At 70.2% G+C, this 22,085-nt stretch carries 22 protein-coding genes and 1 riboswitch; of the genes, 12 read left to right on the top strand and 10 right to left on the bottom strand.

Annotated features, from left to right (window positions below; genetic code table 11):
- The first annotated feature begins 82 nt into the window (after positions 1–82).
- On the top strand, positions 83–457 hold the full coding sequence (locus H5V45_RS21085) for a hypothetical protein (protein WP_185255043.1): 375 nt from the start codon (positions 83–85) through the stop codon (positions 455–457).
- Positions 458–493: 36 nt separating this feature from the next.
- Here H5V45_RS21085 and H5V45_RS21080 read toward each other — a convergent pair whose 3' ends face one another.
- From H5V45_RS21080 to H5V45_RS22805, 3 genes are all read right to left on the bottom strand, one after another.
- Positions 494–1,237, bottom strand: a complete 744-nt coding sequence (locus tag H5V45_RS21080; RefSeq protein ID WP_185255042.1) for a response regulator transcription factor — start codon at positions 1,235–1,237, stop codon at positions 494–496.
- Positions 1,238–1,274: 37 nt separating this feature from the next.
- On the bottom strand, positions 1,275–2,090 hold the full coding sequence (locus tag H5V45_RS21075) for a COG4705 family protein (protein WP_185255041.1): 816 nt from the start codon (positions 2,088–2,090) through the stop codon (positions 1,275–1,277).
- Between the two features lie 134 nt (positions 2,091–2,224).
- Positions 2,225–3,451: a helix-turn-helix domain-containing protein gene (locus H5V45_RS22805; RefSeq protein ID WP_185255040.1), complete on the bottom strand. Its 1,227-nt coding sequence runs from the start codon at positions 3,449–3,451 to the stop codon at positions 2,225–2,227.
- A gap of 131 nt (positions 3,452–3,582) precedes the next feature.
- Between H5V45_RS22805 and H5V45_RS21065 the strand changes: the two genes are divergently transcribed.
- From H5V45_RS21065 to H5V45_RS21040, 6 genes are read left to right on the top strand one after another with little or no spacing between them, the layout of a single operon-like run.
- Positions 3,583–5,076: an AMP-binding protein gene (locus H5V45_RS21065; protein WP_185255039.1), complete on the top strand. Its 1,494-nt coding sequence runs from the start codon at positions 3,583–3,585 to the stop codon at positions 5,074–5,076.
- Entirely contained in the window at positions 5,073–5,900 is an 828-nt protein-coding gene (locus tag H5V45_RS21060; protein ID WP_185255038.1) for an ABC transporter ATP-binding protein, read from the top strand. Before H5V45_RS21065 ends, H5V45_RS21060 begins: the two co-directional genes overlap by 4 nt.
- The gene (locus tag H5V45_RS21055; RefSeq protein WP_185255037.1) at positions 5,897–6,763 is read left to right on the top strand and encodes an ABC transporter ATP-binding protein; all 867 of its coding nucleotides are present in this window, start codon (positions 5,897–5,899) and stop codon (positions 6,761–6,763) included. The genes H5V45_RS21060 and H5V45_RS21055 overlap by 4 nt, the downstream gene beginning before the upstream one ends.
- On the top strand, positions 6,760–7,650 hold the full coding sequence (locus H5V45_RS21050) for an ABC transporter permease subunit (RefSeq protein WP_185255036.1): 891 nt from the start codon (positions 6,760–6,762) through the stop codon (positions 7,648–7,650). The genes H5V45_RS21055 and H5V45_RS21050 overlap by 4 nt, the downstream gene beginning before the upstream one ends.
- The gene (locus H5V45_RS21045; protein WP_185255035.1) at positions 7,643–8,866 is read left to right on the top strand and encodes an ABC transporter permease subunit; all 1,224 of its coding nucleotides are present in this window, start codon (positions 7,643–7,645) and stop codon (positions 8,864–8,866) included. Before H5V45_RS21050 ends, H5V45_RS21045 begins: the two co-directional genes overlap by 8 nt.
- Positions 8,863–10,101 carry an ABC transporter substrate-binding protein gene (locus H5V45_RS21040; protein WP_185255034.1) on the top strand — a complete coding sequence of 413 codons (1,239 nt, stop codon included), beginning with the start codon at positions 8,863–8,865 and terminating at the stop codon, positions 10,099–10,101. Before H5V45_RS21045 ends, H5V45_RS21040 begins: the two co-directional genes overlap by 4 nt.
- A gap of 251 nt (positions 10,102–10,352) precedes the next feature.
- Here the strand turns inward: H5V45_RS21040 and H5V45_RS21035 are convergent, their stop codons facing one another.
- The 5 genes from H5V45_RS21035 to H5V45_RS21015 all read right to left on the bottom strand — a co-directional run bounded on the left by H5V45_RS21035 (position 10,353) and on the right by H5V45_RS21015 (position 14,654).
- Positions 10,353–11,282 carry an ABC transporter substrate-binding protein gene (locus H5V45_RS21035; RefSeq protein WP_185255033.1) on the bottom strand — a complete coding sequence of 310 codons (930 nt, stop codon included), beginning with the start codon at positions 11,280–11,282 and terminating at the stop codon, positions 10,353–10,355.
- A gap of 19 nt (positions 11,283–11,301) precedes the next feature.
- Positions 11,302–12,060 (bottom strand): ABC transporter permease, encoded by a 759-nt coding sequence (locus tag H5V45_RS21030; RefSeq protein ID WP_185255032.1) that lies wholly within the window; start codon positions 12,058–12,060, stop codon positions 11,302–11,304.
- Entirely contained in the window at positions 12,057–12,698 is a 642-nt protein-coding gene (locus tag H5V45_RS21025) for an ABC transporter permease subunit (RefSeq protein WP_185255031.1), read from the bottom strand. Before H5V45_RS21025 ends, H5V45_RS21030 begins: the two co-directional genes overlap by 4 nt.
- A complete protein-coding gene (locus H5V45_RS21020) occupies positions 12,695–13,531 on the bottom strand; it encodes an ATP-binding cassette domain-containing protein (RefSeq protein ID WP_185255030.1) in 837 nt (278 codons plus the stop codon). The genes H5V45_RS21025 and H5V45_RS21020 overlap by 4 nt, the downstream gene beginning before the upstream one ends.
- 70 nt (positions 13,532–13,601) lie before the next feature.
- Entirely contained in the window at positions 13,602–14,654 is a 1,053-nt protein-coding gene (locus tag H5V45_RS21015) for a 5'-3' exonuclease (RefSeq protein ID WP_185255029.1), read from the bottom strand.
- Between the two features lie 56 nt (positions 14,655–14,710).
- Between H5V45_RS21015 and ctlX the strand changes: the two genes are divergently transcribed.
- Positions 14,711–15,745, top strand: a complete 1,035-nt coding sequence (ctlX, locus tag H5V45_RS21010; RefSeq protein ID WP_185255028.1) for a citrulline utilization hydrolase CtlX — start codon at positions 14,711–14,713, stop codon at positions 15,743–15,745.
- Positions 15,742–16,254 carry a hypothetical protein gene (locus tag H5V45_RS21005; protein WP_185255027.1) on the top strand — a complete coding sequence of 171 codons (513 nt, stop codon included), beginning with the start codon at positions 15,742–15,744 and terminating at the stop codon, positions 16,252–16,254. Before ctlX ends, H5V45_RS21005 begins: the two co-directional genes overlap by 4 nt.
- 623 nt (positions 16,255–16,877) lie before the next feature.
- Here the strand turns inward: H5V45_RS21005 and H5V45_RS21000 are convergent.
- Both H5V45_RS21000 and H5V45_RS20995 read right to left on the bottom strand, forming a co-directional pair.
- The gene (locus H5V45_RS21000; protein ID WP_185255026.1) at positions 16,878–17,627 is read right to left on the bottom strand and encodes an NADPH-dependent F420 reductase; all 750 of its coding nucleotides are present in this window, start codon (positions 17,625–17,627) and stop codon (positions 16,878–16,880) included.
- 55 nt (positions 17,628–17,682) lie between these two features.
- Complete coding sequence (locus H5V45_RS20995; RefSeq protein ID WP_185255025.1) at positions 17,683–18,528, bottom strand: SDR family oxidoreductase; 846 nt, start codon at positions 18,526–18,528, stop codon at positions 17,683–17,685.
- A 160-nt stretch (positions 18,529–18,688) separates the two neighbouring features.
- On the opposite strand from H5V45_RS20995, the gene H5V45_RS20990 reads away from it, so the two are divergent.
- The 3 genes from H5V45_RS20990 (at position 18,689) to H5V45_RS20980 (ending at position 21,126) form a co-directional block, all read left to right on the top strand.
- Positions 18,689–19,579 (top strand): helix-turn-helix transcriptional regulator, encoded by an 891-nt coding sequence (locus H5V45_RS20990; RefSeq protein ID WP_185255024.1) that lies wholly within the window; start codon positions 18,689–18,691, stop codon positions 19,577–19,579.
- A 243-nt stretch (positions 19,580–19,822) separates the two neighbouring features.
- Complete coding sequence (locus H5V45_RS20985) at positions 19,823–20,248, top strand: hypothetical protein (RefSeq protein WP_185255023.1); 426 nt, start codon at positions 19,823–19,825, stop codon at positions 20,246–20,248.
- 200 nt (positions 20,249–20,448) lie between these two features.
- Positions 20,449–21,126 carry a DUF4396 domain-containing protein gene (locus tag H5V45_RS20980; RefSeq protein ID WP_185255022.1) on the top strand — a complete coding sequence of 226 codons (678 nt, stop codon included), beginning with the start codon at positions 20,449–20,451 and terminating at the stop codon, positions 21,124–21,126.
- 790 nt (positions 21,127–21,916) lie between these two features.
- A riboswitch (cobalamin riboswitch) is annotated at positions 21,917–22,061 on the top strand.
- Positions 22,062–22,085 lie beyond the last annotated feature (24 nt).

Genomic DNA, 22,085 nt, shown 5'->3' with positions numbered 1-22,085 from the left:
GGAAACCTCGTGGTTTTCATCCCACGGACTTGAGGTCGGGAGCGGACAGTTCGGGTCAACACCCGAGGAGGGGATCCCCCACATGTCCGAGTCCACGCTGTCCGCTGTTCCTGCCTTCGACGCAGCCGCCCTGGTGCGGATGGCCATCGACGTGAACGACCGTGCCTTCACCTCCGTCTTCGCGACGCGGTACCGCCAGATGCTGGCCGGCCGGGTGAACCGGATCACCAGCGCCCTGCTCAAGGCGGACGTGGACGCGGCGCTCGACGCCACCCTCAGCCTCAAGGTCTCCTCGGTCACCGTCGGCACCTGCGAGCTCGCCGACCTGGCGCTCGACATCGAGGACAACGTGCGGCGCTTCGACGTCACCGCCGCCCGCACCGTGGCGTCCCGGCTGCCCGTCGCGGCGGCCCGCGCCGACCACGCGCTGGCGGAGTACCTCGGCCTCAGCGCCTGAGCGCCTGAGCCACCCCAGCGACTGGAGGCAGCCGGCTCAGCCCGAGCTCTCCATGCGGTAGCCCACGCCGCGTACCGTGCGGATCAGCCGCGCGCTGCCGGGCGTCTCGCCCAGCTTGCGGCGCAGGTTGCCGATGTGCACCTCGACCAGGTGCGTGTCGGTGGCCCACTCGGTGTCCCAGACGCTGCGCAGCAGCGCCTCGCGGGACCAGACCCGGGCCGGCGTACGCATCAGCTCGGTGAGGAGGTCGAACTCCGTGCGCGTGAGCGAGAGCTCGGTGCCGTTCTGGAAGGCGCGCCGGCCGTCGACGTCCACCGACAGGTCGCCGTGGTTGAGGACCTCGTGCTCGTCGCCCGCGGCCACCGGCGCCGCGACCGCGGCGACGGTGGCGGGGCCGCGGCGCGGCCGGCGGAACATCGCGTTGACCCGGGCCTTGAGCTCGCGCGGGCTGAACGGCTTGGAGATGAAGTCGTCGGCGCCGGTCTCGAGACCGATCAGCCGCTCGACCTCGTCGTCGCGGGCCGTGATCATCACGACGTAGGCGTCGGTGAGCTCGCGGATGCGGCGGCACGCCTCGATCCCGTCGATCCCGGGCAGGCCGAGGTCCAGCGTGATCAGGTCGGGGTCGAGGGCGCGGACGGCCTCGACCCCGGCGAGCCCGCTGTCCACGGCAGTGACGTCGAAGCCCTGCGTGGACAGCGTGAAGGTGATCAGCTCCCGGATGTCCTCGTCGTCCTCGACTACGAGGGCCCGTCTGTCTTCACCCGAGGCCGTCGTCATGAAGCGAATGATGCCAGAACCCGACGTCTTCTCGGTGCTACTCCGACGAGGGTCCAGGACGTGGCGACGTGACCTGGCCCTCCTCGGTCCGGTCGACGCGGGTGACGGTCAGGTAGGCGACCACGATCGCGATCGTCGCGAGGAACAGCACGCTGGTCCCGAGCGTGCCCAGGCCCAGGCCTCCCTCGGAGCGGTCGGAGGCCAGGAAGTCGCCGATGTTGGCGCCGAGGGGGCGCGTGAGGATGTAGGCGATCCAGAAGGTCAGCACCGGTCCGGCGCCCGCCTTCCAGGCCACGAACACGAGCGCGATCAGGCCGGCCGGCAGCAGCACCGCGGCACCCGGCGACCAGCCGGTCAGCTCGAGCGTCCAGTCCCCGACGGCGGTGCCGAGCGCGAAGGTGACCAGCACCGTGAGCCAGTAGAACGACTCGCGCGGCGTCGTGACGATCGAGTGGATCGACAGCGTGCGCTCCCGGGCGTACCAGACGCCGAACACCACGGCCAGCAGCACGGTGAAGACCGTGGAGCTGATCCACAGCGGCGTGCCCTGGGCGTCGGTGAGGTTGTCGGTGAGCAGGGTGCCGACCACGCTGATGAGCACCACGGCCAGCCAGTACACCGGCGGGAGGTACTGCCGGGCACGGAACTGGAACACCAGCACCACGACCAGCGCGGCCGAGAAGAGCAGCGTCGTGTTGGTGAGCCCGAAGCCCAGGGTCTCGTTGATGTAGTCCGCGAAGCTCTCGCCCACCGTGGTGCACAGGATCTTGATGACCCAGAAGTAGAGGGTGACCTCGGGGACCTTGTTCAGCATCGTCCGGCGGAGCCCGGAGGCGGGTGTCGTCGTCGTCATGTGCCCACCGTCGGTGGCTCCACCTGTCGACGACCTGACTGGAGGTGACCGGCCGCGGGACCCGAGCCTTGGCGGACTGGACCGGGCTTTGTTCCGGCGTACAACCGCACCCCTGCGCGCGTGGGTGCCGGGGCTCAGTCGGCCGGGACCGGCGGGAACAGCCGGGTCGCCTCGAGGGCCAAGTAGAGGTGCACGACGTCGCTGGGGACGTGCAGGTCGCGCCCGGTCAGCTGGGTCACCTTGGAGAGCCGGTAGCGGACCGTGTTGGGGTGGCAGTGGAGCAGCTTGGCCGCCTCCGCGGCCGATCCCTGGGCGTCGTACCACGCCCGCAGGGTGCCCACGAGCAGGCAACGCTCCTCCTCGGTCTGCTCCAGCACCGCCCCCAGGACCTGCTGGGCGAGGCCGAGCGCGAGGTCGGGGGTCGCGGCGACGAGCGCGGCCACGCGGGAGTCGCCGAAGCGCATCACGCCGTCCTGGCCCGGGGTGGCCGTGTCGCGGGCCAGGCGCGCCTGGTTGACCGCCAGCGGCGTCTCGACGACGGCCTCGAAGGTCTCGCTGATCCCGACCCGTCCCACGGTGAGCGAGGCCAGGTTGTCCATCAGCCGCTCGATGCGCTGGGCGTGGGTCAGGACCACGAGGCCCACCTCGCCGTCGGCCTCCGAGCGCCACGCCGAGCGCACCCCGAGGGAGGCCAGCGCGCGCTCGGCGGTCGCCGGCGCCCGCTCGGGCTCGACCCGCCACGAGTCCGACGCCACGACCACGAAGCGGCCGACCTTGGGCAGCCGCAGCGCGTCGGCGACGTCCGCGAAGTGCTCACCCGTGCCGCTCACCCCGCTGAAGAGCGAGGCCAGGGCGGCCTCGCGGACCCGGACGTCGCGCAGCAGCTGCTCGGTCTCGACGTCGCGGTACGCCGTCGCCAGCTCCTGGCAGTAGACGTCGACCGCGCTCCAGAGGGCCGAGGCCGAGTCGAGCAGGGCCCGGTTGGACTCGGCGTTCTCGCCGCACAGCCGGACCAGCCGGTCCCAGATGTGGAGGGCGGTCAGGCGGTAGGCGTGCAGCACCATCGTGAGCGGCACGCGCGCCTGCGCCCGCTCCCGGCCGGTGCGCCGCGGGGCCGCCAGCAGGCTGGTCTCGTTGACCATCACGCTCTCGACCAGGCCGATGATGTTGGGGCGTACGGCGTGGGCCAGCTCCTCGAAGCTCATGATGTCGACGTAGTGCGGCTCCTCGCGCCGGATGATGCCCGAGCACGACGACGCGATGTCGTCGACGTCCTCCAGGAGGCTCTCGCAGGCGGCCGTGATCCGGGGGTGGATCGAGGGCTGTGTCGGGGGGTGGGAGCGGGTCACGTCGGGGGACACCGAGTCGTCTCCTTTGTTCCGGGGAACAAACATTCACCGGGGATGTGAGTGTGGTCACTATGGCCGAGTGGGGCCCGTCACACAAATGATGGGGAGGGACCGACGACCCCTGCTGCGACGGAGCCCCCCGCGTGAACCTCGCCGAGAACCTCGACCGGACGGCCCGCGCCCGCGGCCGCTCCGCCGCGGTGACGCTCGGGGAGACCGCTCTCAGCTACGCCGACCTCGACCTCGCGAGCCGTCGGGTCGCCGGCCTCCTGGCCGTCCGCGGCGTCGGTGTCGGCGACCGCGTCGCCCTGGTCCTCCCGGACGTCCCGGAGTTCACGGCCCTCTACTACGGCATCCTGCGTCTCGGCGCGGTGGTCGTCCCGATGAGCCCGCGCCTCGCGGAGCACGAGGTCGGTCTGCGGCTGCGCGACTCCGGCGCCGGCACCGTCGTGGTCGTGCCGAGCGGGCGCGCCGCGGTCGAGCCCCTCGCCCGCACGCTCGGCGTCCTCGTGGTCGTGCTCGGCCCGGACGGCCTCCCGGGCCTGCTGGGGGAGACCGAGCCCCGCGACGAGGTCGAGCCCCGTGACCCCGACGACACGGCGGTCGTCCTCTACACGGCCGGCACCACCGGCGCCCCCCGCGGCGCCGAGCTGACCCACGGCAACCTCGCGCGCAACTGCGAGGTGGTCGTCAACGACTTGGTGCACCTGACCTCCGAGGACGTCGTCCTCGCCGGGCTCCCGCTGTCCCACGCGCTGGGCCAGACCGCCGCGCTGAACGCCGCCGTGCGGTCCGGCGCCTGCCTGGCGCTGCTGGACGACAGCCACGACGCCGAGGCCGCCCTGCGCACGCTGCAGGACCGCCGGGTCAGCGTGCTGGCGGCCGGCCCGGCGACGTACGCCGCCCTGCTGGCGCACCCCCTGCACGCCGACGCCGACCTGTCCGCGCTGCGCGTGTGCCTCTCCGGCGGCGCGCCGCTGCCCGTCGACGTGCTGCTGGCCTTCGAGGAGGCCTTCGGGTGCCTGGTCCTCGACGGCTACGGGCTGGCCGAGACCTCGCCGCTCACGACCTCCAACCGGGTCGACCACCGGCGCGTCGGCTCGGTCGGCACCCCCGTCCTCGGCGTCGACCTCCGGGTCGTCGACGCGCGTGGTGCCGAGGTCGCCGACGGCCAGCCCGGGGAGCTCGTCGTGCGGGGACCGAACGTCATGAAGGGCTACTGGGACCACCCCGCCGCGACCGCGGCGGCGTTCGCCGACGGCTGGCTGAGCACCGGCGACGTCGGCGTGCGGGACGCCGACGGCTTCTTCTACGTCGTGGACCGCACCCAGGAGCTGATCAGCCGCGGCCCCGACACCGTCTTCCCGCGGGAGGTCGAGGACGTGCTGCACGAGCACCGCGCCGTCGACGAGGCCGCGGTCGTCGGTGTCCCGCACCCGAGCCTGGGCGAGGAGGTGCGCGCCGTGGTCACCCTCAAGCCCGGGGCCGTGGCCACCGCGGGCGAGCTGCGCGCCTTCGTCAAGGGGCGGGTCGCCGCCCACCAGTACCCCCGCGTCGTCGACATCGTCCAGGAGATCCCGAAGACCTCCACCGGCAAGATCCTCAAGCGCGCGCTACGTCTGGAGACCCGAGCATGAGCGAAACCCCGGCCGCCAAGGGCGGCCCCATCCTGGAGGTCACGGACCTCGCGGTGACGTACGGCGGGGTGGTGCAGGCGCTCCGCGGCGTCTCGCTCACCGTCGAGGAGGGTGCGGTCGTCGCGCTGCTGGGCAGCAACGGCGCCGGCAAGACCACCCTGCTGCGGACGCTGTCGGGCACCTTGCGGCTGCACAAGGGACGCATCGAGAGCGGCCAGATCGTCTACCGCGGCGACCGGCTCAAGGCCCGCGACCCCGCGGCCTCGGTCTCGGCCGGGCTGGTCCAGGTCCCGGAGGGGCGGCGCATCTTCAGCCGGCTCACCGTCGAGGAGAACCTCAAGGCCGGCGGGCTCTCGGTCGGCGACCGCGGCGCGCGCGCCGCCGACCACCAGCGGATCTACGACATGTTCCCGGTGCTCGCCGACCGGCGCAGCCAGCGGGCGGGCCTGCTCTCCGGCGGAGAGCAGCAGATGCTCGCGATCGGGCGCGGGCTGATGTCGAAGCCGCAGCTGCTCCTGCTCGACGAGCCGTCACTCGGCCTGGCCCCGCGGATCATCGGCCAGATCGGCGAGGTCATCAAGGAGATCAACCGGCAGGGCACCTCGGTCCTCCTCGTCGAGCAGAACGCCACCATGGCGCTCGGCGTCGCCGACCACGCCTTCGTCCTCGACGTCGGGAAGGTCTCGCTCTCCGGCTCCGCCGCCGAGCTGGCCAGCACCGACGCCGTCCAGCGCCTCTACCTCGGCCACGGGGGCGACGAGGCGTCCGGCAAGCCGGCCGCCACCCGCACGACGACCAGGAAGCTCACGAGGTGGACGGCATGACCACGACCTCCGACCCGACCTCCGACGTCGACCTCCGCGAGGACGTCGAGACCCTCACCGTCGACAACGTCACGGTCGAGTTCGGCGCCCTCAAGGCCCTCTCCGAGGTGTCCTTCACGGTCCGTCCCGGCACGGTCCACGCCGTCATCGGCCCCAACGGGGCGGGCAAGTCGACGATGTTCAACGTGCTGTCGGGCGTCTACCGCGCCACCTCCGGGCAGGTGCGCCTCGGCGACACCGTGCTCACCGGGCTGCGGCCGCACAAGATCGCCAAGCTCGGGGTCGCCCGCGCCTTCCAGAACATCGCGCTCTCGGCCGGCCAGTCGGTGGGGGAGAACCTCATGCTCGGCCGGCACTCGCTGACCAAGGCGGGCTTCGTGTCCTCCGGCCTGCGGCTCCCGTCGGCCACCCGCGAGGGGCGTCGCCACGGGGAGCGGGTCCGCGAGATCGCGGACTTCCTCGAGCTCGGCTCCAAGTTCCACACCCCCGTCGGCGTGCTGTCGTACGGCGACCAGAAGCGCGTCGAGGTCGCCCGGGCCCTCTGCACCGAGCCCCGCCTGCTGCTGCTCGACGAGCCGGTGGCCGGCATGAACGCCGAGGAGACCGAGCGGATGGCGCAGGCCGTCCTCCAGATCCGTGACGGCCTGGGCATCTCGATCGTCCTCGTCGAGCACGACATGGGGATGGTCATGAGCATCGCCGACCGGGTCACGGTCCTCGACTTCGGTCGCCGGATCGCGGACGGCACCCCGGACGAGACGCAGGCCGACCCCGACGTCATCCGCGCCTACCTCGGGTCCGGCGACGACGTCGACCCCGCCGCCGCGGCGGACCAGGTCCACCACGAGGAGAGTCCCCAGTGACGCAATTCCTGTCCCTGCTGCTGAACGGCCTGTCGCTGGGCGCGATCTACGCGCTCATCGCCCTGGGCTTCGTCATCATCTTCAAGGCCAGCGAGGTCACCAGCTTCATGCAGGGCTCGCTGCTCCTCCTCGGCGCCTACCTGATGGGCCGCTTCCACGAGACCCTCGGCTTCTGGGGGGCGGTCGCGCTGGGCATCGTCGGCTCCGCGGTCGCCGCGATCCTCGTCGAGCGGGTCCTCATCAACCGGCTCCGCGGTGCCCCCGTCATCAGCCTCGCCATCCTCACGATCGGCGTGGACCTGATCATCGTCACCGAGCTCACCCGCCGGATCGGCTCCGACATCCTCAACGTCGGCCACCCGTGGGGTGGTGAGTCGATCTCGCTCGGCGGCGTCGGCATCACCACCAACCGGGCGCTCGCCATCGTGGTGGCCGGGATCCTCATCACCGCCTTCTTCGTCACGTTCAAGTACTCCAGCTGGGGCATCTCGATGCGGGCCGCGGCCGAGGACGGCGAGGCCGCCGCGCTCATGGGCATCCGGATGGGCCGCGTCTCGATGGTCGCCTGGATGATCGCGGGCGTGCTCGCCGCGGTCGCGGGCCTCTTCGCGGTCGGTGCGCCGACCCCGGGCGTGACCCCCGCGGTCGCCACGGTCGCCCTGAGCGCCCTGCCCGCCGCGATCCTCGGGGGTCTCGACTCCACCGGGGGCGCCCTCGTCGGCGGCCTGCTGATCGGCGTCGCCGAGGCGATGGCCGCCGGCTACCAGGACGAGATCGCGTTCCTGGGTCGTGGCTTCGGCGACGTCGTGCCGTACGTCGTGATGGTCGCCGTGCTCCTCGTGCGACCGTCCGGACTCTTCGGAACCCGGGAGATGACTCGTGTCTGAGACCACCGTGAAGGAACGCCCCTCGCAGCAGCCCGCGACGAGCCGTCGCTCGACCCCGACCGCCGGCCGGCTGGTCAAGCTCGTGCTGGGCCTGGCCCTGCTCGTCGTGCTGCTCGCCCTGCCGCTCTACGTCGAGGAGTTCTGGCTCCGCACCGGCTTCGCGGTCTTCGGCGCCGTCATCGGCGCCGTCGGCCTGAACCTCCTCGTGGGCACCACCGGCCAGCTGTCGCTGGCGCACGCCTTCTTCCTGGCGGTCGGTGCCGTGACCTACACCTACGTCGCCGGCGAGCCCGGCGGCACGGCCAACCCGTACGGCGGCCTCGGCTGGTCGCCGCTGCTCGCGATGGTCCTCGGCGTGGTCGCCGCCGGCGTGATGGGGCTGGTGTTCAGCCCGATCGCGGCCCGCCTGCGCGGGATCTACCTCGGCATCGCCTCGCTGGGCCTGGTGTTCATCGGCGACCACGTGCTCAACACGTGGGGCTCGGTGACCGGTGGCTTCAACGGCCGCCTGGTGCCGACGTTCTCGGTCTTCGGCTTCAGCTTCGGCGGCAACGAGTCGCCGTACCTCGCCGTCCTCGGCGTGCCCTTCGGGCAGCCCGAGCGGCTCTGGTACCTCGGCCTGGTGCTCTGCATCGGCGCCTGCTGGTTCGCCGCCAACCTGCTCCGCTCGCGACCCGGTCGGGCGCTGCAGACCCTGCGCGACAGCGAGGTCGCGGCCTCGGTCATGGGCGTCGACGTCCGCGACTACAAGGCCAAGTCGTTCCTCGTCTCGTCGATGTACGCCGGCCTCGCCGGTGTCCTCTACGCGCTGTCGATCGGCTCCGTGGCGCCGGAGTCCTTCGGGCTCACGCTGTCGGTGCAGTTCCTCGCGATGATCGTGCTCGGCGGCCTCGGCTCGGTCTGGGGCTCGGTGCTGGGTGCCACCTTCGTGAGCGCGCTGCCGCTCGTCTTCCAGCAGTACGCCGGCGCGCTGCCGTTCATCGTCGACCCGGGCCAGCCCGGGATCGTGGCGAGCCAGGCGGCCGCCTTCCTCTACGGCGCGGCGATCATCCTCGTCGTGCTCTTCGAGCCCGGCGGCCTCGTCGGTCTCGCGCGCCGCCTGCGGCGCCCCGCACGTGCACCCGGAGCCGCCCCGGCGGCGCCCCCCGGTGCCGATCAGGACCCGATCACCACAACGGCGCAAGCCGGCACGTCAACTCGAGGAGACAACAGATGAACAGAATGACCAAGCGCGGGGCGGTCACGCTCGTGTCGGCGGCCATGGTGCTGGCGGCGTCCGGCTGCAGCACCAAGGCCGGCGACAGCGCGACCACCGAGCAGGACGGCGTCAAGGTCGGCCGTGGGATCGACGGCACCACCATCCACCTCGGGTCGCTCACCGACCTGACGGGTGTCTTCGCGGCACTCGGCAAGGACATCACCAACGCCCAGGCGCTCTACTGGAAGAAGCAGAACGCCGGCGACAAGATCTGCGGCAAGTACACCATCGACGAGACGGTCAAGGACCACGGCTACGACACCCAGCGCGGCATCCAGCTCTACAGCTCGATCCACAACGACGTGCTGGCCATCGAGCAGACCATCGGCTCGCCGATCAACACCGGCCTGCTGCCGCAGCTCGACCAGGACTCCATGGTCAACATCCCGGCCGCGTGGGCGCAGTCGCTCACCGAGAGCCCCGAGATCACGATCGTCGGCGCGACGTACGAGGTCGAGATGATCAACGTCCTCGACTACCTCCTCAAGGAGGGCAAGATCAAGGAGGGCGACAAGATCGGCCACATCTACTTCGAGGGTGAGTACGGCGAGGGCGGCCTGGCCGGCTCGAAGTACTTCGCCGAGCAGCACGGGATGACGGTCGTCGAGCAGCAGATCCAGTCGACCGACACCGACATGACCGCGCCGGTCACGAAGCTCAAGGCCGAGGGCGTCAAGGCCATCGCGCTGACCGTGGCCCCCGGGCAGACCGCCTCGGTCGCCGGCGTGGCCGCCTCGGCCGGGCTCGACGTCCCGATCGCCGGCAACAACCCGGTCTTCGCCCCCGCGCTGCTGGACGGCCCCGCCGGCCCGGCGCTGGAGAAGAACCTGTTCGTCGCCTCGCCGGTCGCGCCGTTCGACAAGCTCCCCGACCTGCTCAAGGAGTACCAGGCCGCCTACCCCGGTGACCCGACGCTGGGTGTCGTCTTCGGCACCGCCGCGGCCGACGTCATGCGCCAGATCCTGGACAAGGCCTGCGAGAACGGCGACCTCACGCCCGAGGGCGTGCTCGCCGCGAAGGACGAGCTCGGCACCGTCGACACCGGCGGCCTCGCCGTGCCGCTGGCCTACCAGGTGGGCACTTCGCCCAGCGACTCGAGCTACATCTTCCAGGCCGCCGACGTGCCCGGTGGCGCGAAGGCCGTCACCGACATGTACGTCGGTGACGACGTCGCCGGGTTCCTCGGCAACTGACCCACCGCCGAGTCGGCGCATCTGCCGACGAGAAGCACACCGAGTCGGCGCATCTGCAGCAGCAGGTGCGCCGACTCGGCCGTTCCGGGGCCTGCAGACGCGCCGACTCGACGGTCCTGACGTCTGCAGACGCGCCGACTCGATGGACGACGTCGGCACCCGTGCGGACGACGAAGGCCCGGACCGTGCGGTCCGGGCCTTCGTCGTGCTGCAGGTCGTTCAGGTGGTGCGCGTCGAGCAGGTGGGACGGATCAGTCGAGGCCCTTCTCGGCCAGCCAGTCCTTGGCGGCCGTGGCCGCCGAGGCCTTCTCGTCACCCTCGACCCGGTCGCGCAGGGCGATCAGGTCGTCGGTGGTCAGCGCGGCCGAGACCGCGTCGAGCGCCGAGGCGATCTCGTCGCTGTAGACCGAGTCCGCGATCAGCGGCGTGATGTTCTGCGCCGAGATGAGGTTCTCCGGGTCGTCGAGGACGACCAGCTTCTCGGCGGTCAGGGCCGGGGACGTGGTGTAGATGTCGGCGACCTGGACGCTGTCGTCGACGAGGGCCTTGACCGTGTCGGGCCCGCCGAAGTCCTCGATCGGGACGAAGTCGACGTCGGAGACCTTGTAGACGCTCTTGAGCCCGGGGATGCCGTAGCCCAGCTCGCCGAACTGCGGGTTCGCGCCGAGCTTGAACGGCTCGATCTTGGTGAGGTCGCCGATCGACGAGATGCCCTTGGCTGCGGTCTCGCTCGTGACGACGTAGGCGTCCTTGTCCTCGGCCTCGGCCGAGTCGAGCACGCGCAGCTTGTCCTTGGCGACGGCGTCGCTCAGGGCACCGTTGACCTCGTCGGTCGTGCGCTCGGTGTAGTCCGGGTTGTAGTACGCCAGCAGGTTGCCGTTGTACTCCGGGATCAGGTTGATCGAGCCGTCCTGCAGGGCCGGGATGGTCTGCTGGCGCGGGCCGATGTTGAACTTCGTCGTGACGTCGATGCCCTTGGCCTCGAGGGCCTGGGCGTAGATCTCGCCGAGGATCTCGCTCTCGGGGAACGCGAACGAGCCGACGACGACGGCGTCGCCGCCCCCGTCCGCCTTCGGCGGGGCCGTCGGGTCGCTGGACGAGCAGGAGGCGAGCGACAGGACGAGGCCCGCCGCAAGCGTGACGGCCCCGATCCGGCCGGTCCGGTTACGGAAACTGGTCATGGGGTGTGTTCCCTTCGTATCACACGCTCTCGCGCGTGGTCGGTCGCGGTGACCGGCGGCTGCCCGTGCGGGCGGTCGTGCGGGACTCGCGGAGCCCTGCTGTGGCCGTGAAGCGCTGGAGCAGGGCGAAGACGGCGTCGACGACCAGTGCCAGCATGGTGACGAGCAGAGCCCCACCGAGGATCCGATCGTAGTCGTTGAGGCCGATCCCCGCCGTGATGACGCGCCCCAGCCCGCCGAGGCCGGCGTACGACGCGATGGTCACGGTGGCGATGACCTGCAGCGTCCCGGCCCGGATCCCGCCGACGATGAGGGGGAGGCCGAGGGGGATCTCCACCTGGGTGAGGATCTGCCACTCGGTCAGGCCCGTGGCCCGGGCCGCGTCGATCGTGGTGCGGTCGACGGACTCGAGGCCGGAGTAGGCACCCGCCAGGATCGAGGGGATGGCCAGGATCACGAACGCGATCGTGGCGCCGACGATCGGCGCGGTGTCGTACGACAGGAAGCGCCCGAAGACCATCAGCAGGAAGAACAGGAGCCCCAGGGTCGGGAGCGCCCGCATCGAGCCGGTGAAGCCGATGACCAGCTGGCGGCCGCGGCCGGTGTGGCCGATGAGGAAGCCGAGCGGGAGCGCGATCAGGCAGGCGATGGCGACCGAGACGAAGGTGTAGAGCAGGTGCTCCTGCAGGCGGTCCTGGAGGGGGAGCGGGCTCTGGCTGCCGGGCTGCCAGTGGGCCGGGTCGAAGATCCAGCGCAGCGCGCTGAGCAGGAGGTTCATGCCAGCGCCTTCCGGTTCCACGGGAGCAGCAGGCGCCCCGCGAGCACGATCAGCAGGTCGAAGACCAGGGCCAGGACGAGGCTGATCAGTACGCCGACCACGACCTCCTCGAGGATGCCGCGCTGCTTGCCGTTCTGGAAGAGGTAGCCGAGGTTCGACGAGCCGATGATGACGCCCACCGACACCAGGGCGATCGTGCTCACCGACACCACCCGGATCCCGGCCAGCAGGACTGGTCCGGCGAGCGGCAGGTCGACCTTGAGGAAGCGCGACAGCGGCGAGAAGCCCATCGCGGTCGAGGCGTCGAGGACCGGCTTGTCCACCGACGCCAGGGCGTCGGCGGCCGAGCGGGACATGATCGCGACGCCGTAGATGCTGAGGGCGACGACGAGGTTGGTCTCGTCCAGGACGCGGGTGCCGATGACCAGCGGCAGGATCACGAACAGCGGCAGCGAGGGGATCGTGTAGAGCAGGCTGCCCCCGCCGATCACCAGCGAGCGCATCGCCGTGTTGCGGTTGGCCAGCCAGCCGAGCGGGATCGAGAGCACGAAGCTCGCGATGATCGGGATGACCGAGAGCCGCGCGTGGTTGATCGTGAGCTCGCGGATCAGGTCGAGGTTGTTCTCGGTCCAGTTCACGAGGCGGGTGATCCGTCCCCGAGGACCCCGATCGCGCGGCCGTTCGCGTCGACGACGAGCCGTCGGCCACCGTCGTCGGGGCGCTCCTGGACGAAGAGGTCGCGCTTGCCCTTGTCGGCGCCGATGAAGGAGGCGACGAAGTCGTCGGCCGGCGCGGCGAGGATCTCGGCCGGGCTGCCCGCCTGGGCGATCACCCCGCCCTTGCGGAAGATGATCACCTGGTCGGCGAGGACGAAGGCCTCCTCGATGTCGTGGGTGACGAAGACGATCGTCTTGCCGAGCTCGCGCTGCAGCCGGTTCAGCTCGTTCTGGAGGTCGGCCCGCACGATCGGGTCGACGGCGCCGAACGGCTCGTCCATCAGGAGGATGTTGGGGTCGCTGGCGAGCGCCCGCGCGACCCCGACCCGCTGCTGCTGGCCGCCGGAGAGCTGGCGGGGGTAGCGGTTGGCCAGGCCGCGGTCGAGCCCCACCTTGTCGAGCAGCTCGAGCGCCTGCTCGCGGGCCTTCGCCTTCGGGACGCCGTTGAGCACCGGCACGGTCGCGACGTTGTCGACGACCTTGCGGTGCGGGAGCAGGCCCGAGGACTGCAGGACGTAGCCGATGCTGCGGCGCAGCTTGACCCGGTCCTGGGTCGCCACGTCGACGTCGTCGATGAGGACCTGGCCGCTGGTCGGCTCGATCATCCGGTTGATCATGCGGAGCAGGGTCGTCTTCCCGCAGCCGGAGGAGCCGACCAGGACGGTCGTCTTGCGCGAGGGCAGCACGAAGCTGAAGTCCTCCACGGCGGTGGTGCCGTCCGGGAACTGCTTGCTCACCGAGCGGAACTCGATCACGGGCGGTCCTCATCTCGTGCGGGAGAGCCGCTGTGATGCGGCCGGACCACCGTACCCAGTCGTCCGGCGATCAGTCAGGAGTTCTCGGGTGGGTCACGGGGCCGGTCGTCGCGGAGGCGCTCGTCGTGGAGGCGGGCGGCTCGGTGAGCACGCGCAGCGCGAGGTCCGTGGTCGCGTCGACGCCCAGATGGCCCACGACCCGGGAGACCCGGTCGATGTCGAGCGGCAGCACGCCGGGGGTGCCGGGGACGTCCGGGGTCAGCCCGAGGTCCAGGTCGGTGCGGCCGGACATGATCGCGTGGTTGAACTCGTAGCGCTCGCGAGCCCCGGGGGCCGTCAGGCGCTTGAGCAGCCCGGCGCCGATCCGGCGCTGCCCGGTCTCCTCGCTCCAGGAGTCGAGCGTGGCGACGAGGTTCGTCCCGGCGCAGTGGTCGATGTCGGCCCAGACCGACTGCATCGAGCCCATCTCGGACAGCAGCACCGGAGCGGTCTTCTCGCCGATGCCCGGCACCCCCGGCAGGTTGTCGCTCGCGTCGCCCCGCAGCGCGGCGTACTCCAGGTAGCGCTCGGCGGCCACGCCGTACATGGCGAAGAGGCGTGCGGGGTTGAGCAGGGGAGAGGCGGCGATGCCGCCGTTGATCAGCCGGAGCACCTGGGTGTGGTCGCTGATGTGGGCGAAGGAGTCGCGGTCGGAGGTGATGAGCACGCAGCTCCAGTCCTCGCGCTCGGCCCAGGTGGCCGCGGACGCGTTGACGTCGTCGGCCTCGAGCCCGGGCGGGGTGACGGTGAGGAAGCCGATCGCGTCGAGCATCGCGCCGGCGCGGTCGAGCTGGTCGACCAGTGCCGGGTCCTTGGCCGCCCGGCCGGCCTTGTAGTCGGGGTAGAGGCCCTCGCGGACCGAGGCGACGCGGTCGTCGAGTCCGAAGACCACGGCGTCCGGCGCGAAGACGTCGATGGCCTCGAGGATCTGCCGCAGCATGCCGTGCAGCGCCCAGGCCGGCCGCCCGCCCCGGTCGTGGAGACCGCTCTCGACCCGCGCGTGGTGGTTGCGGTGGAGCAGCGAGGGCGCGTCGACGGCGAGCAGCAGACGGCGCTCGGCGAAGGGGGTTCCGGAGGGTGTCATGGGAGTTCGGCCAGCGTAGTTGGGGCGGTGCCGACCCGATGCTCTAGCCTCCCATCGTGAGTGCTCAAGCCCCGTCCGCCGTCATCCTGATCCGCGCCCAGCGGTTCCTCCCCAACCCGGCCACCGCGGCCGACAACGCCTTCCAGCAGGACGTCCCCCCGGGGCAGTCCGACGCCGCCACCTCGACCGCCGCGCTGGCCGAGATGGACGCCGTGGCGGAGGCGCTGCGCGGGGCCGGCGTGCGCGTCCACGTCTTCGAGGACCACGACCACACGCGGCCCGACAGCGTCTTCCCGAACAACTGGCTCTCCACCCACGCGGGCGGCACGATCGCGGTCTACCCGATGTACGCCTCCAACCGCCGCCACGAGCGCCGGGCCGACGTGCTCGAGCTGCTCAAGTCGGAGTACCGCGTCCAGACGATCGTCGACTACTCCGGCCTCGAGCCCGACGGCATCTTCCTCGAGGGCACCGGCGCGATGGTCCTCGACCACGTGTCCCGCGTGGCCTACACCGCGATCAGCCACCGCGCCGACACCCACGTGCTGGAGCGGTTCTGCACCGACTTCGGCTACGAGCCGATGGCCTTCGACGCGGTCGACTCCGCGGGCGTTCCGGTCTACCACACCAACGTGATCGCCTGCATCGGCACGGACGTCGCCCTGATCGCGCTCGGGATGATCCCGGACGAGCAGCGCCGCGAGCAGGTCCGCGAGCGGCTCTCGGTCAACGGGCGCACCGTCGTCGAGCTGAGCGAGGAGCAGATCCGCGAGTTCGCCGGCAACGCCGTCGAGCTGTGCGGGCGTACGCCGGAGGGTCGGCGTCGCTACGTGATGGCGATGTCCGCGCGGGCCCGCCGCAGCCTGCGGCCCGACCAGGTCGCGGCCATCGAGGAGTCCTGCGAGATCGTCGCCGTCGACATCCCGACCATCGAGCTGGCCGGCGGCTCCGTGCGCTGCATGATCGCCGGCGTGCACCTCGACCGCCGCCCCGCGCACGTCCCGACCGAGCTGACCGAGGCCGTGCGCGCGATCAACGAGGACCACCCGGTCACCGCTGACGGTCGGTACGTCGACACCCTGGCGCCGTGACCCAGGACCCGGCGTACGACGTCCCATCGCCGGGCGAGGTCCCCACCTCCGCCTGGGTGCTCGGCCTGAGCTGCCTGGTGGGGCAGGTGCTGCAGCTCGTGCGGTCCGGCCCCGCCGACCAGGCCCTCTCGGTGGCCCTGTCCGTGCCGGTCAACGTGCTGGTCGTCGTCTGGGTCTCGGCCGGGGTGCTGGCGGCGCGTCGCTGGCGCACCGTCCTGGCGTGGGTCGTGCTGGTCATCCAGGTGGTCTTCGGCGCGATCGGCCTCGCCGTTGACCTCGACCCCCTCGACCTGCTGTCACTCCTCGCGACCACGGCCGCGATCGCCTCGCTGGCCGCCTTCACGCGCAGCGACTTCCACACCTGGCGCGCCGCCCACCCGACGGCCCCCGGCCCCACCGTCGTCGGCCTGCTCCTGCTGGCCGGCGTCGTCGGCGCCGTCGCGGGCGTCACCGACCACAGCCCCGGCGACGACAGCACCGACGGCTTCGAGCTCCGCGTCGGCACCTGAGTCCTTGACATGAAGTCTGGTTGAAGCCCTGGACCAGAGGACGTGCGAGCCGTACAGATCAGTCGATTCGGTGCGGGATGCTCGGCACGACGGTCGTGGCCCGGACGGGCGACGCGGGCGCGTACGCCGAGCGCACCGTCGTGGGCACGACCGTGCTCGCCGTGACCGGGCCGACGTCATGACGCACGAAGCACCCGACACGCCGTGGCCGAGGTGCTCTGTGCGTCATGGCGTGACCCTGAGGCTCCCGGAGAGGACGAGACCCTCCCGGAGGGTCCGGGAGGGTCGAGTCGCACTGGTGTCGAGACGGTCGCTGCGGGACCTCCTCAACCAGCGAGGAACATCAGATGTCGTAGTACTGACTGACTGACCCATGCTGACCTGCGCAAACGTCGAACGGCTGATGTTCGTTTGTACCACGTGTGTAACGAGAGGCTCTCTCGCGGTGCCGTCGAGACCCTGACGTGCGGTCGGTCGGACGTGCTCAGCGCCGCCTGACGACGCGCTCTGGTCTGCTGGACGAGTTCGCGGATCATCGCCGCGCTCGGTTGAGCGGAGTGCGGATAGGGGCAGGTCTCACCATCGTCAGGTGATGTCGGGCCCTGCTGCCAAGACCATCGAACTCAGGTCGTCTCGGGGAAGTAGCCTCCAGCGGGTCCGCGTTCAGCGCCGGTGATGAGTTCCTGAGCTGCGTCCCTGGACAGAGGGATGACTGGTGCGGCGAGGAGCCAGGCGACGAGCTGGTCAAGGGGCATGGGTTCGGTCGGCCACGCGGGCATGTAGGGATCGCAGTAGATCGGGGTGCCCGGTTCGCTGCGCCAACTGCCGTCGAGGTCGCCGATGTCGAGCGCGTCGTACCCGAGCTGGTTCAGCAGGTCGGTGGCTCGCTGCTTGGCCGAGGCGCTCTGTCCGGCGATCGGCAGAGTGCTTCGGTCTGGCGCGCCGGGCGGTCGTGCCCCGTTGCCGAGGCTGGCGAAGGTGATGTTGTTGAAAGCCTTGACGAGGTCGGAGTTGGCCAGGTGGGCGTGGACGAGCTCGCTGGCGGTCGATGTCTGGTCGTCGAGAGCGGGGATCTGTCCATCCCTCTGCGGGTAGTAGTTGGTCGTGTCGAGGACGACCTTTCCTGCCAGCTCATCGGCGGGCAGTGCTGGGTGGGCGCTCAGTGGGATGGCGGCGACGACGATGTCTGCCTCCCGCGCGACCTCGGTCACGGTGCCGGCGCGAGCGCGAGGACCGAGTTGGGTGATGAGATCGCTCAGGGTCTGGGGTCCACGGGAGTTGGCGAGGATGACGTCGAGGCCTGCTGCGATGGCGAGGCGAGCAAGGGTGCCGCCGATGGCGCCGGTGCCGATGATGCCGAGTGGGGCGGTCATGAGTGGTGTCCGTTCGTGAGGTGGTGGCGCGCTCGAGGAGCGTGGGCGGGCTGGGTCAGTTGTTGTAGGACAGGGACGCGGAGAGGTCGCGGTAGTGGTCGATCTGCTGCTGGACATGTGCCTGCTTCTGCTCGACCGCGGCCATGGCGTCCGAGCCCGCGATGAAGCGGCGGGGGAGCGGTCCGGCGCCGGAGATCGTCACCAGGGCGGCGGCCAGCTTGGCGGGATCCCCGACCTGGGTTCCGTGCATCGCACGCCAGGCGTCCATGGTCTGGGCGGTGTTGTCGGCGTAGTCGTCGATGACCATTTCGGGCCAGATGGTCGAGGAGCCCTCGACGAGCAACTCAGTGCGGAAGAATCCGGGCTCAACCGACATGGTGGAGATGCCGAACGGAGCAACCTCGTCGGCCAGCGACTCCATCCAGCCCTCGAGTGCGTGCTTGGACGCCGTGTAGGCCGAGGTGAACGCGCCGCCGACGAATCCCGCGGTTGACGTGACGGTGATGACCTGGCCCGCCTGCTGGCGGCGCAGCACCGGCAGGGCCGCACGGGTGACGTTGAGGGTGCCGAAGAAGTTGGTCTCCATCTGGGCGCGGACCTGCTCGGGGCTGAGCGTCTCGAAGAAGCCGGCGTAGAAGTTGCCGGCGTCGTTGACGAGCACGTCGACACGACCGAAGTGCTCGACCGCGGTGTCGACCGCGTTCGCAGCCGCGGTGGGGTCGGTGACGTCAAGGGCGACGGCCAGCAGGTTCTCGTGCTCGCCTACGGCGGCCAGGACGCGCTGAGGGTCGCGACCGGTGGCAACGACGTGGTGACCAGCAGCGAGGGCCGCCTTGGCGATGTCGATGCCCATGCCGCGGCTTGCGCCCGTGACGAACCAGACCTGAGGGTTCTCAGCCATGGGGCTGTCTCCTTCTTGTGGGCCGTCGCACCACATTGGCCGACGACGTTGCTTGTGACAGGACAAGTCAACGGCGTCTCCGCGGGTTGAGGCAGACCCTCTCTAGAGGGTCCCTGCCAGTGCCTCCCTGGAAGAGGACTGGTGCTCTAGCGTCGGCAGCATGGACATCCGGAACGAGATCCGCGAGTTCCTGACCACCCGGCGGGCCAGGCTCACGCCCGCCGACCTCGATCTCCCTGACTACAAGGGCAGACGTCGTGTGCCCGGGTTGCGACGTGAAGAGGTGGCGCTTGTTGCGGGTATGAGTGTGGAGTACTACGTGCGACTCGAACGCGGCAACGCCACGGGTGTCTCGGAGTCAGTGCTCGTGGGGATCACTCGGGCCCTCAAGCTCGACGAGGCGGAGGTGTCGCACCTGCGTCATCTCGTCCGGGCAGCCAACGAGGGCGCTGAACCCAGCCGACGAAAGAGTCGACCGCGATCGAGATCGGTTCGCCCCGGAGTGCAACAACTGCTCGACGCCATGCGCGACGTGCCGACGGTGGTGCAGAACGGACGGATGGACGTGGTCGCGATCAACGCGCTCGGACGCGCGCTCTTCTCCCCGATGTACGAGGACGCCACCCGATCAGCAAATTTCGCCCGCTTCCTTTTCTTGGATCCTGCGGCTCCCGCCTTCTACCAGCAGTGGGAGGAGTCAGCTGAGCAGATCGTTGCGCTGCTCCGCAGCGAGGCAGGCAGGACACCCTACGACCGCGAGCTGAGCGACCTTGTCGGCGAGCTCACCACCTGCAGCGAGACCTTCAGCAAGTTATGGGCATCTCACAACGTGAGGGAACACCGCACAGGCATCAAGTCGATCAGTCATCCGGTGGTCGGCGACCTCGACCTTTCGTTCGAAGCGCTCGACCTCAGCGGTGAGCGCGGGCTCCAGCTTGTGGCCTTCTCAGCCCCGCCCGGATCCCCGACAGCCGACGGCCTACAGCTTCTCTCCAACTGGGCTGCCACCAATCGGGAGCTCACTCAGGACTCTGCAAGCGATGCGTCGTGAGAGACCGTGCGGGTCGATCAACCCATAGACCGAGCGGCGCTTCCGGGGTGGTGGCCAAGCCCGAGACGAACGGGTATCGATGCTCATCGAGGCCTGCGGCGATCCAACAAGTCTGGTGACTACTAGGCGGGCCCGAGGGCTTGGTGCCGTGCGGGCCGAACGCGGCCCCTACCGAACCGGGACGTGGAGGGTCTCGGTTCGCCGAGAAGGAGAGTGACCTCGGCGGTCCGGTAGCCTCGTGGCATGCCCGGGCCGACCTTTGCTGTAGTGCTGCGGAGTTCTCTCGGTGCAGCGATCGCATTGGTAGTGGGCTTGACCTGCACCGTCCTCTCCGCTCTGACCTCCGTCGCTCCGATGGCCGACATGAGCGACGAGGTGGCCCCGATCCCCACTGCCGCTGTCTCTGTGGCCGAGGAGGTTGCCGCGGCGTCGCCCGCCATGGCTGACATGTGCGCCGACGGTTGTGTCATCGACGCCACCAGTGTCGTCTGCGCGGGCGCTTGGCTGATGGTGACCAGCGTGCTGGTCTTGCTTAAGACGTCTCGTCGTCACACGTACCTTGGGCTCCTGGCCCGCATTCGGCGGCCTGGCCTCCCGCGCCGACGGCTACGCGAACGAACGCCCTGGGTCGTGCTGTCACCGATCTCTGTGTGCGTGTTCCGGGTCTGACAGGTCGCTCAGGACTCCTTCCTCTGAGCCAGCCTCCGGTGGCATGCCTAGCCGCAAGCTGCCCGACCGGTGCGCCTCGTGCGCCCGTCACGACCTGAACCGGTCGCCCGTTCGTCCGCAACGCTCACAGGGCGGATGCGGCGCATCGGGAACCCGATCGGACCTACTCCCCACCACGAAGGACTGAACAACTCATGGAAATGGCTTCCGCCATCCCCGACTGGCTCACCCCCGTCGCCTGGACCTACATCGCACTCTCCCTGCTCAGCACTGCCTTCATCGCGGCCGACATCTACCTGGCCCGCCGCCGCCACCACAGCGTTGCCCCCGAACTGGTGTGGGTCACCTCAGCGCTCTACCTCGGTCCCTTCGCCATCCTCGCCTATCTGAGTCGCGGACGCCTTGGGTCGTCGACTTCTGCGGACGAGACGATGCCAGTCACGGACGCGACAGCACTCGCGGTGCTACCCGGAGGCGGCGCTTCCGCCGTCGCCCACCTGATCGCGGTCCCGCTCGTCGTCGCGGTCGGGTGGACGATCGCCGGCGAGGCGATGTGGCCCATGATCCTCGTCATCGCCGTCTTGGTCATCATCATGCTGGCGGTCTATGGGTACCTCGCCGGTCGCGGTTCCAGCACCGGAAATGCCCGCTGGCTCTCCGTCGGCGCCGCCACCACCGCCGCCATCTTCACGGTCACGGCATTCGACATCGGCATGGTCGGCTGGATGCTCCTCCTCTACTACAACAGCGCCATGCCGCCAGTCACCGAGGGCACCTTCTGGTTCCTCATGCAGGTAGGCGTCATCATCGGTCTGGCCACCGGATACCCAGCTGTCATGTGGCTGCTGCGCCGCAACCAGGCCGTCGTCCCCACCTGAGCAATGCGCAGCTAACTGTCCGCGCATCGCGTCCCGATGTGCTGCCGCCGCAACCGCGTGGCGGCAGCACATCCGGACCATGGCATCCGCCGCTGGACGCAGGCAAGACGGCCAAGCAACAGGTGGTGGCAACTCGCGAACTCGACGACTGGACGTCACAAGCGCCCGAAAGGCAGGATTCAACGCCGCAGCGAGCTCTCGATCTGCGCGCGAAAGTGACGAGGTGTGAACGTCGTGCGTGACTCGAACCGGTCGGAGCACGTCGCGACACTGGGGCAACTTGTGCCGGCGTCGTAGCACGCTTTCGGGCAATGAGAGAGGTGCCGCTGGCCCGGATCGTTGCGGCGGGGTCGCTGCGCTGGGTGCGGGAGCGAGCGGGGCCCGGTCCGGAGATCGCGGCGTCGGCCCGTTGCTCACGGACCCGACAGAGCCGAGCTCGTGTCGAGTGCGAGTCCGTTGCTGGGCAGCGTACCGGGCCTCAGGTCGCGGGCGTGGGAGGACGTCCCCCCTTCATCGGCATCAGGTCTTGAGGTGTCGTGCGTCTTGGCGCACGGCGCTGTCGTCCGATCGGAGGGCCGAAGTGCTAGTGCTCGCCCTCATGCAGCAGGGGCCCGTTGACGAAGACGTCCTGGTGACGCAGACCGGCTGTCAGTTCCCGTGCAATCCGGGGCCCGTGGTCAGCGTCCAGCCGGACGACGTCTGGTACGAACACGTCGACCCCGACACCGCCCGGGCCCTGGTGGCCGAGTACCTGGTCCGAGCTCAGATCCTCGAGACGCAGCGTCTCCCACGCGCGCGGCGTCCTCTAGGCTGACCGCACACGTCTCGTGGGATCAGGAACCCGGTGCGAGTCCGGGGCGGTTCCGCCACTGTGATGCCCTTCGTCCCACCGGCGGCGGGCACAGCCAGACACTGGCCACGAGACATCCACCCAGCCGGGACGAGAATCCCGAGGAGGA

Source organism: Nocardioides luti, assembly GCF_014212315.1.
In the GTDB taxonomy this organism is placed as follows: Bacteria; Actinomycetota; Actinomycetes; order Propionibacteriales; family Nocardioidaceae; genus Nocardioides; species Nocardioides luti.
Note: the sequence above shows the minus strand (reverse complement) of the source record. Positions and strands in the feature narration are given on the sequence as shown.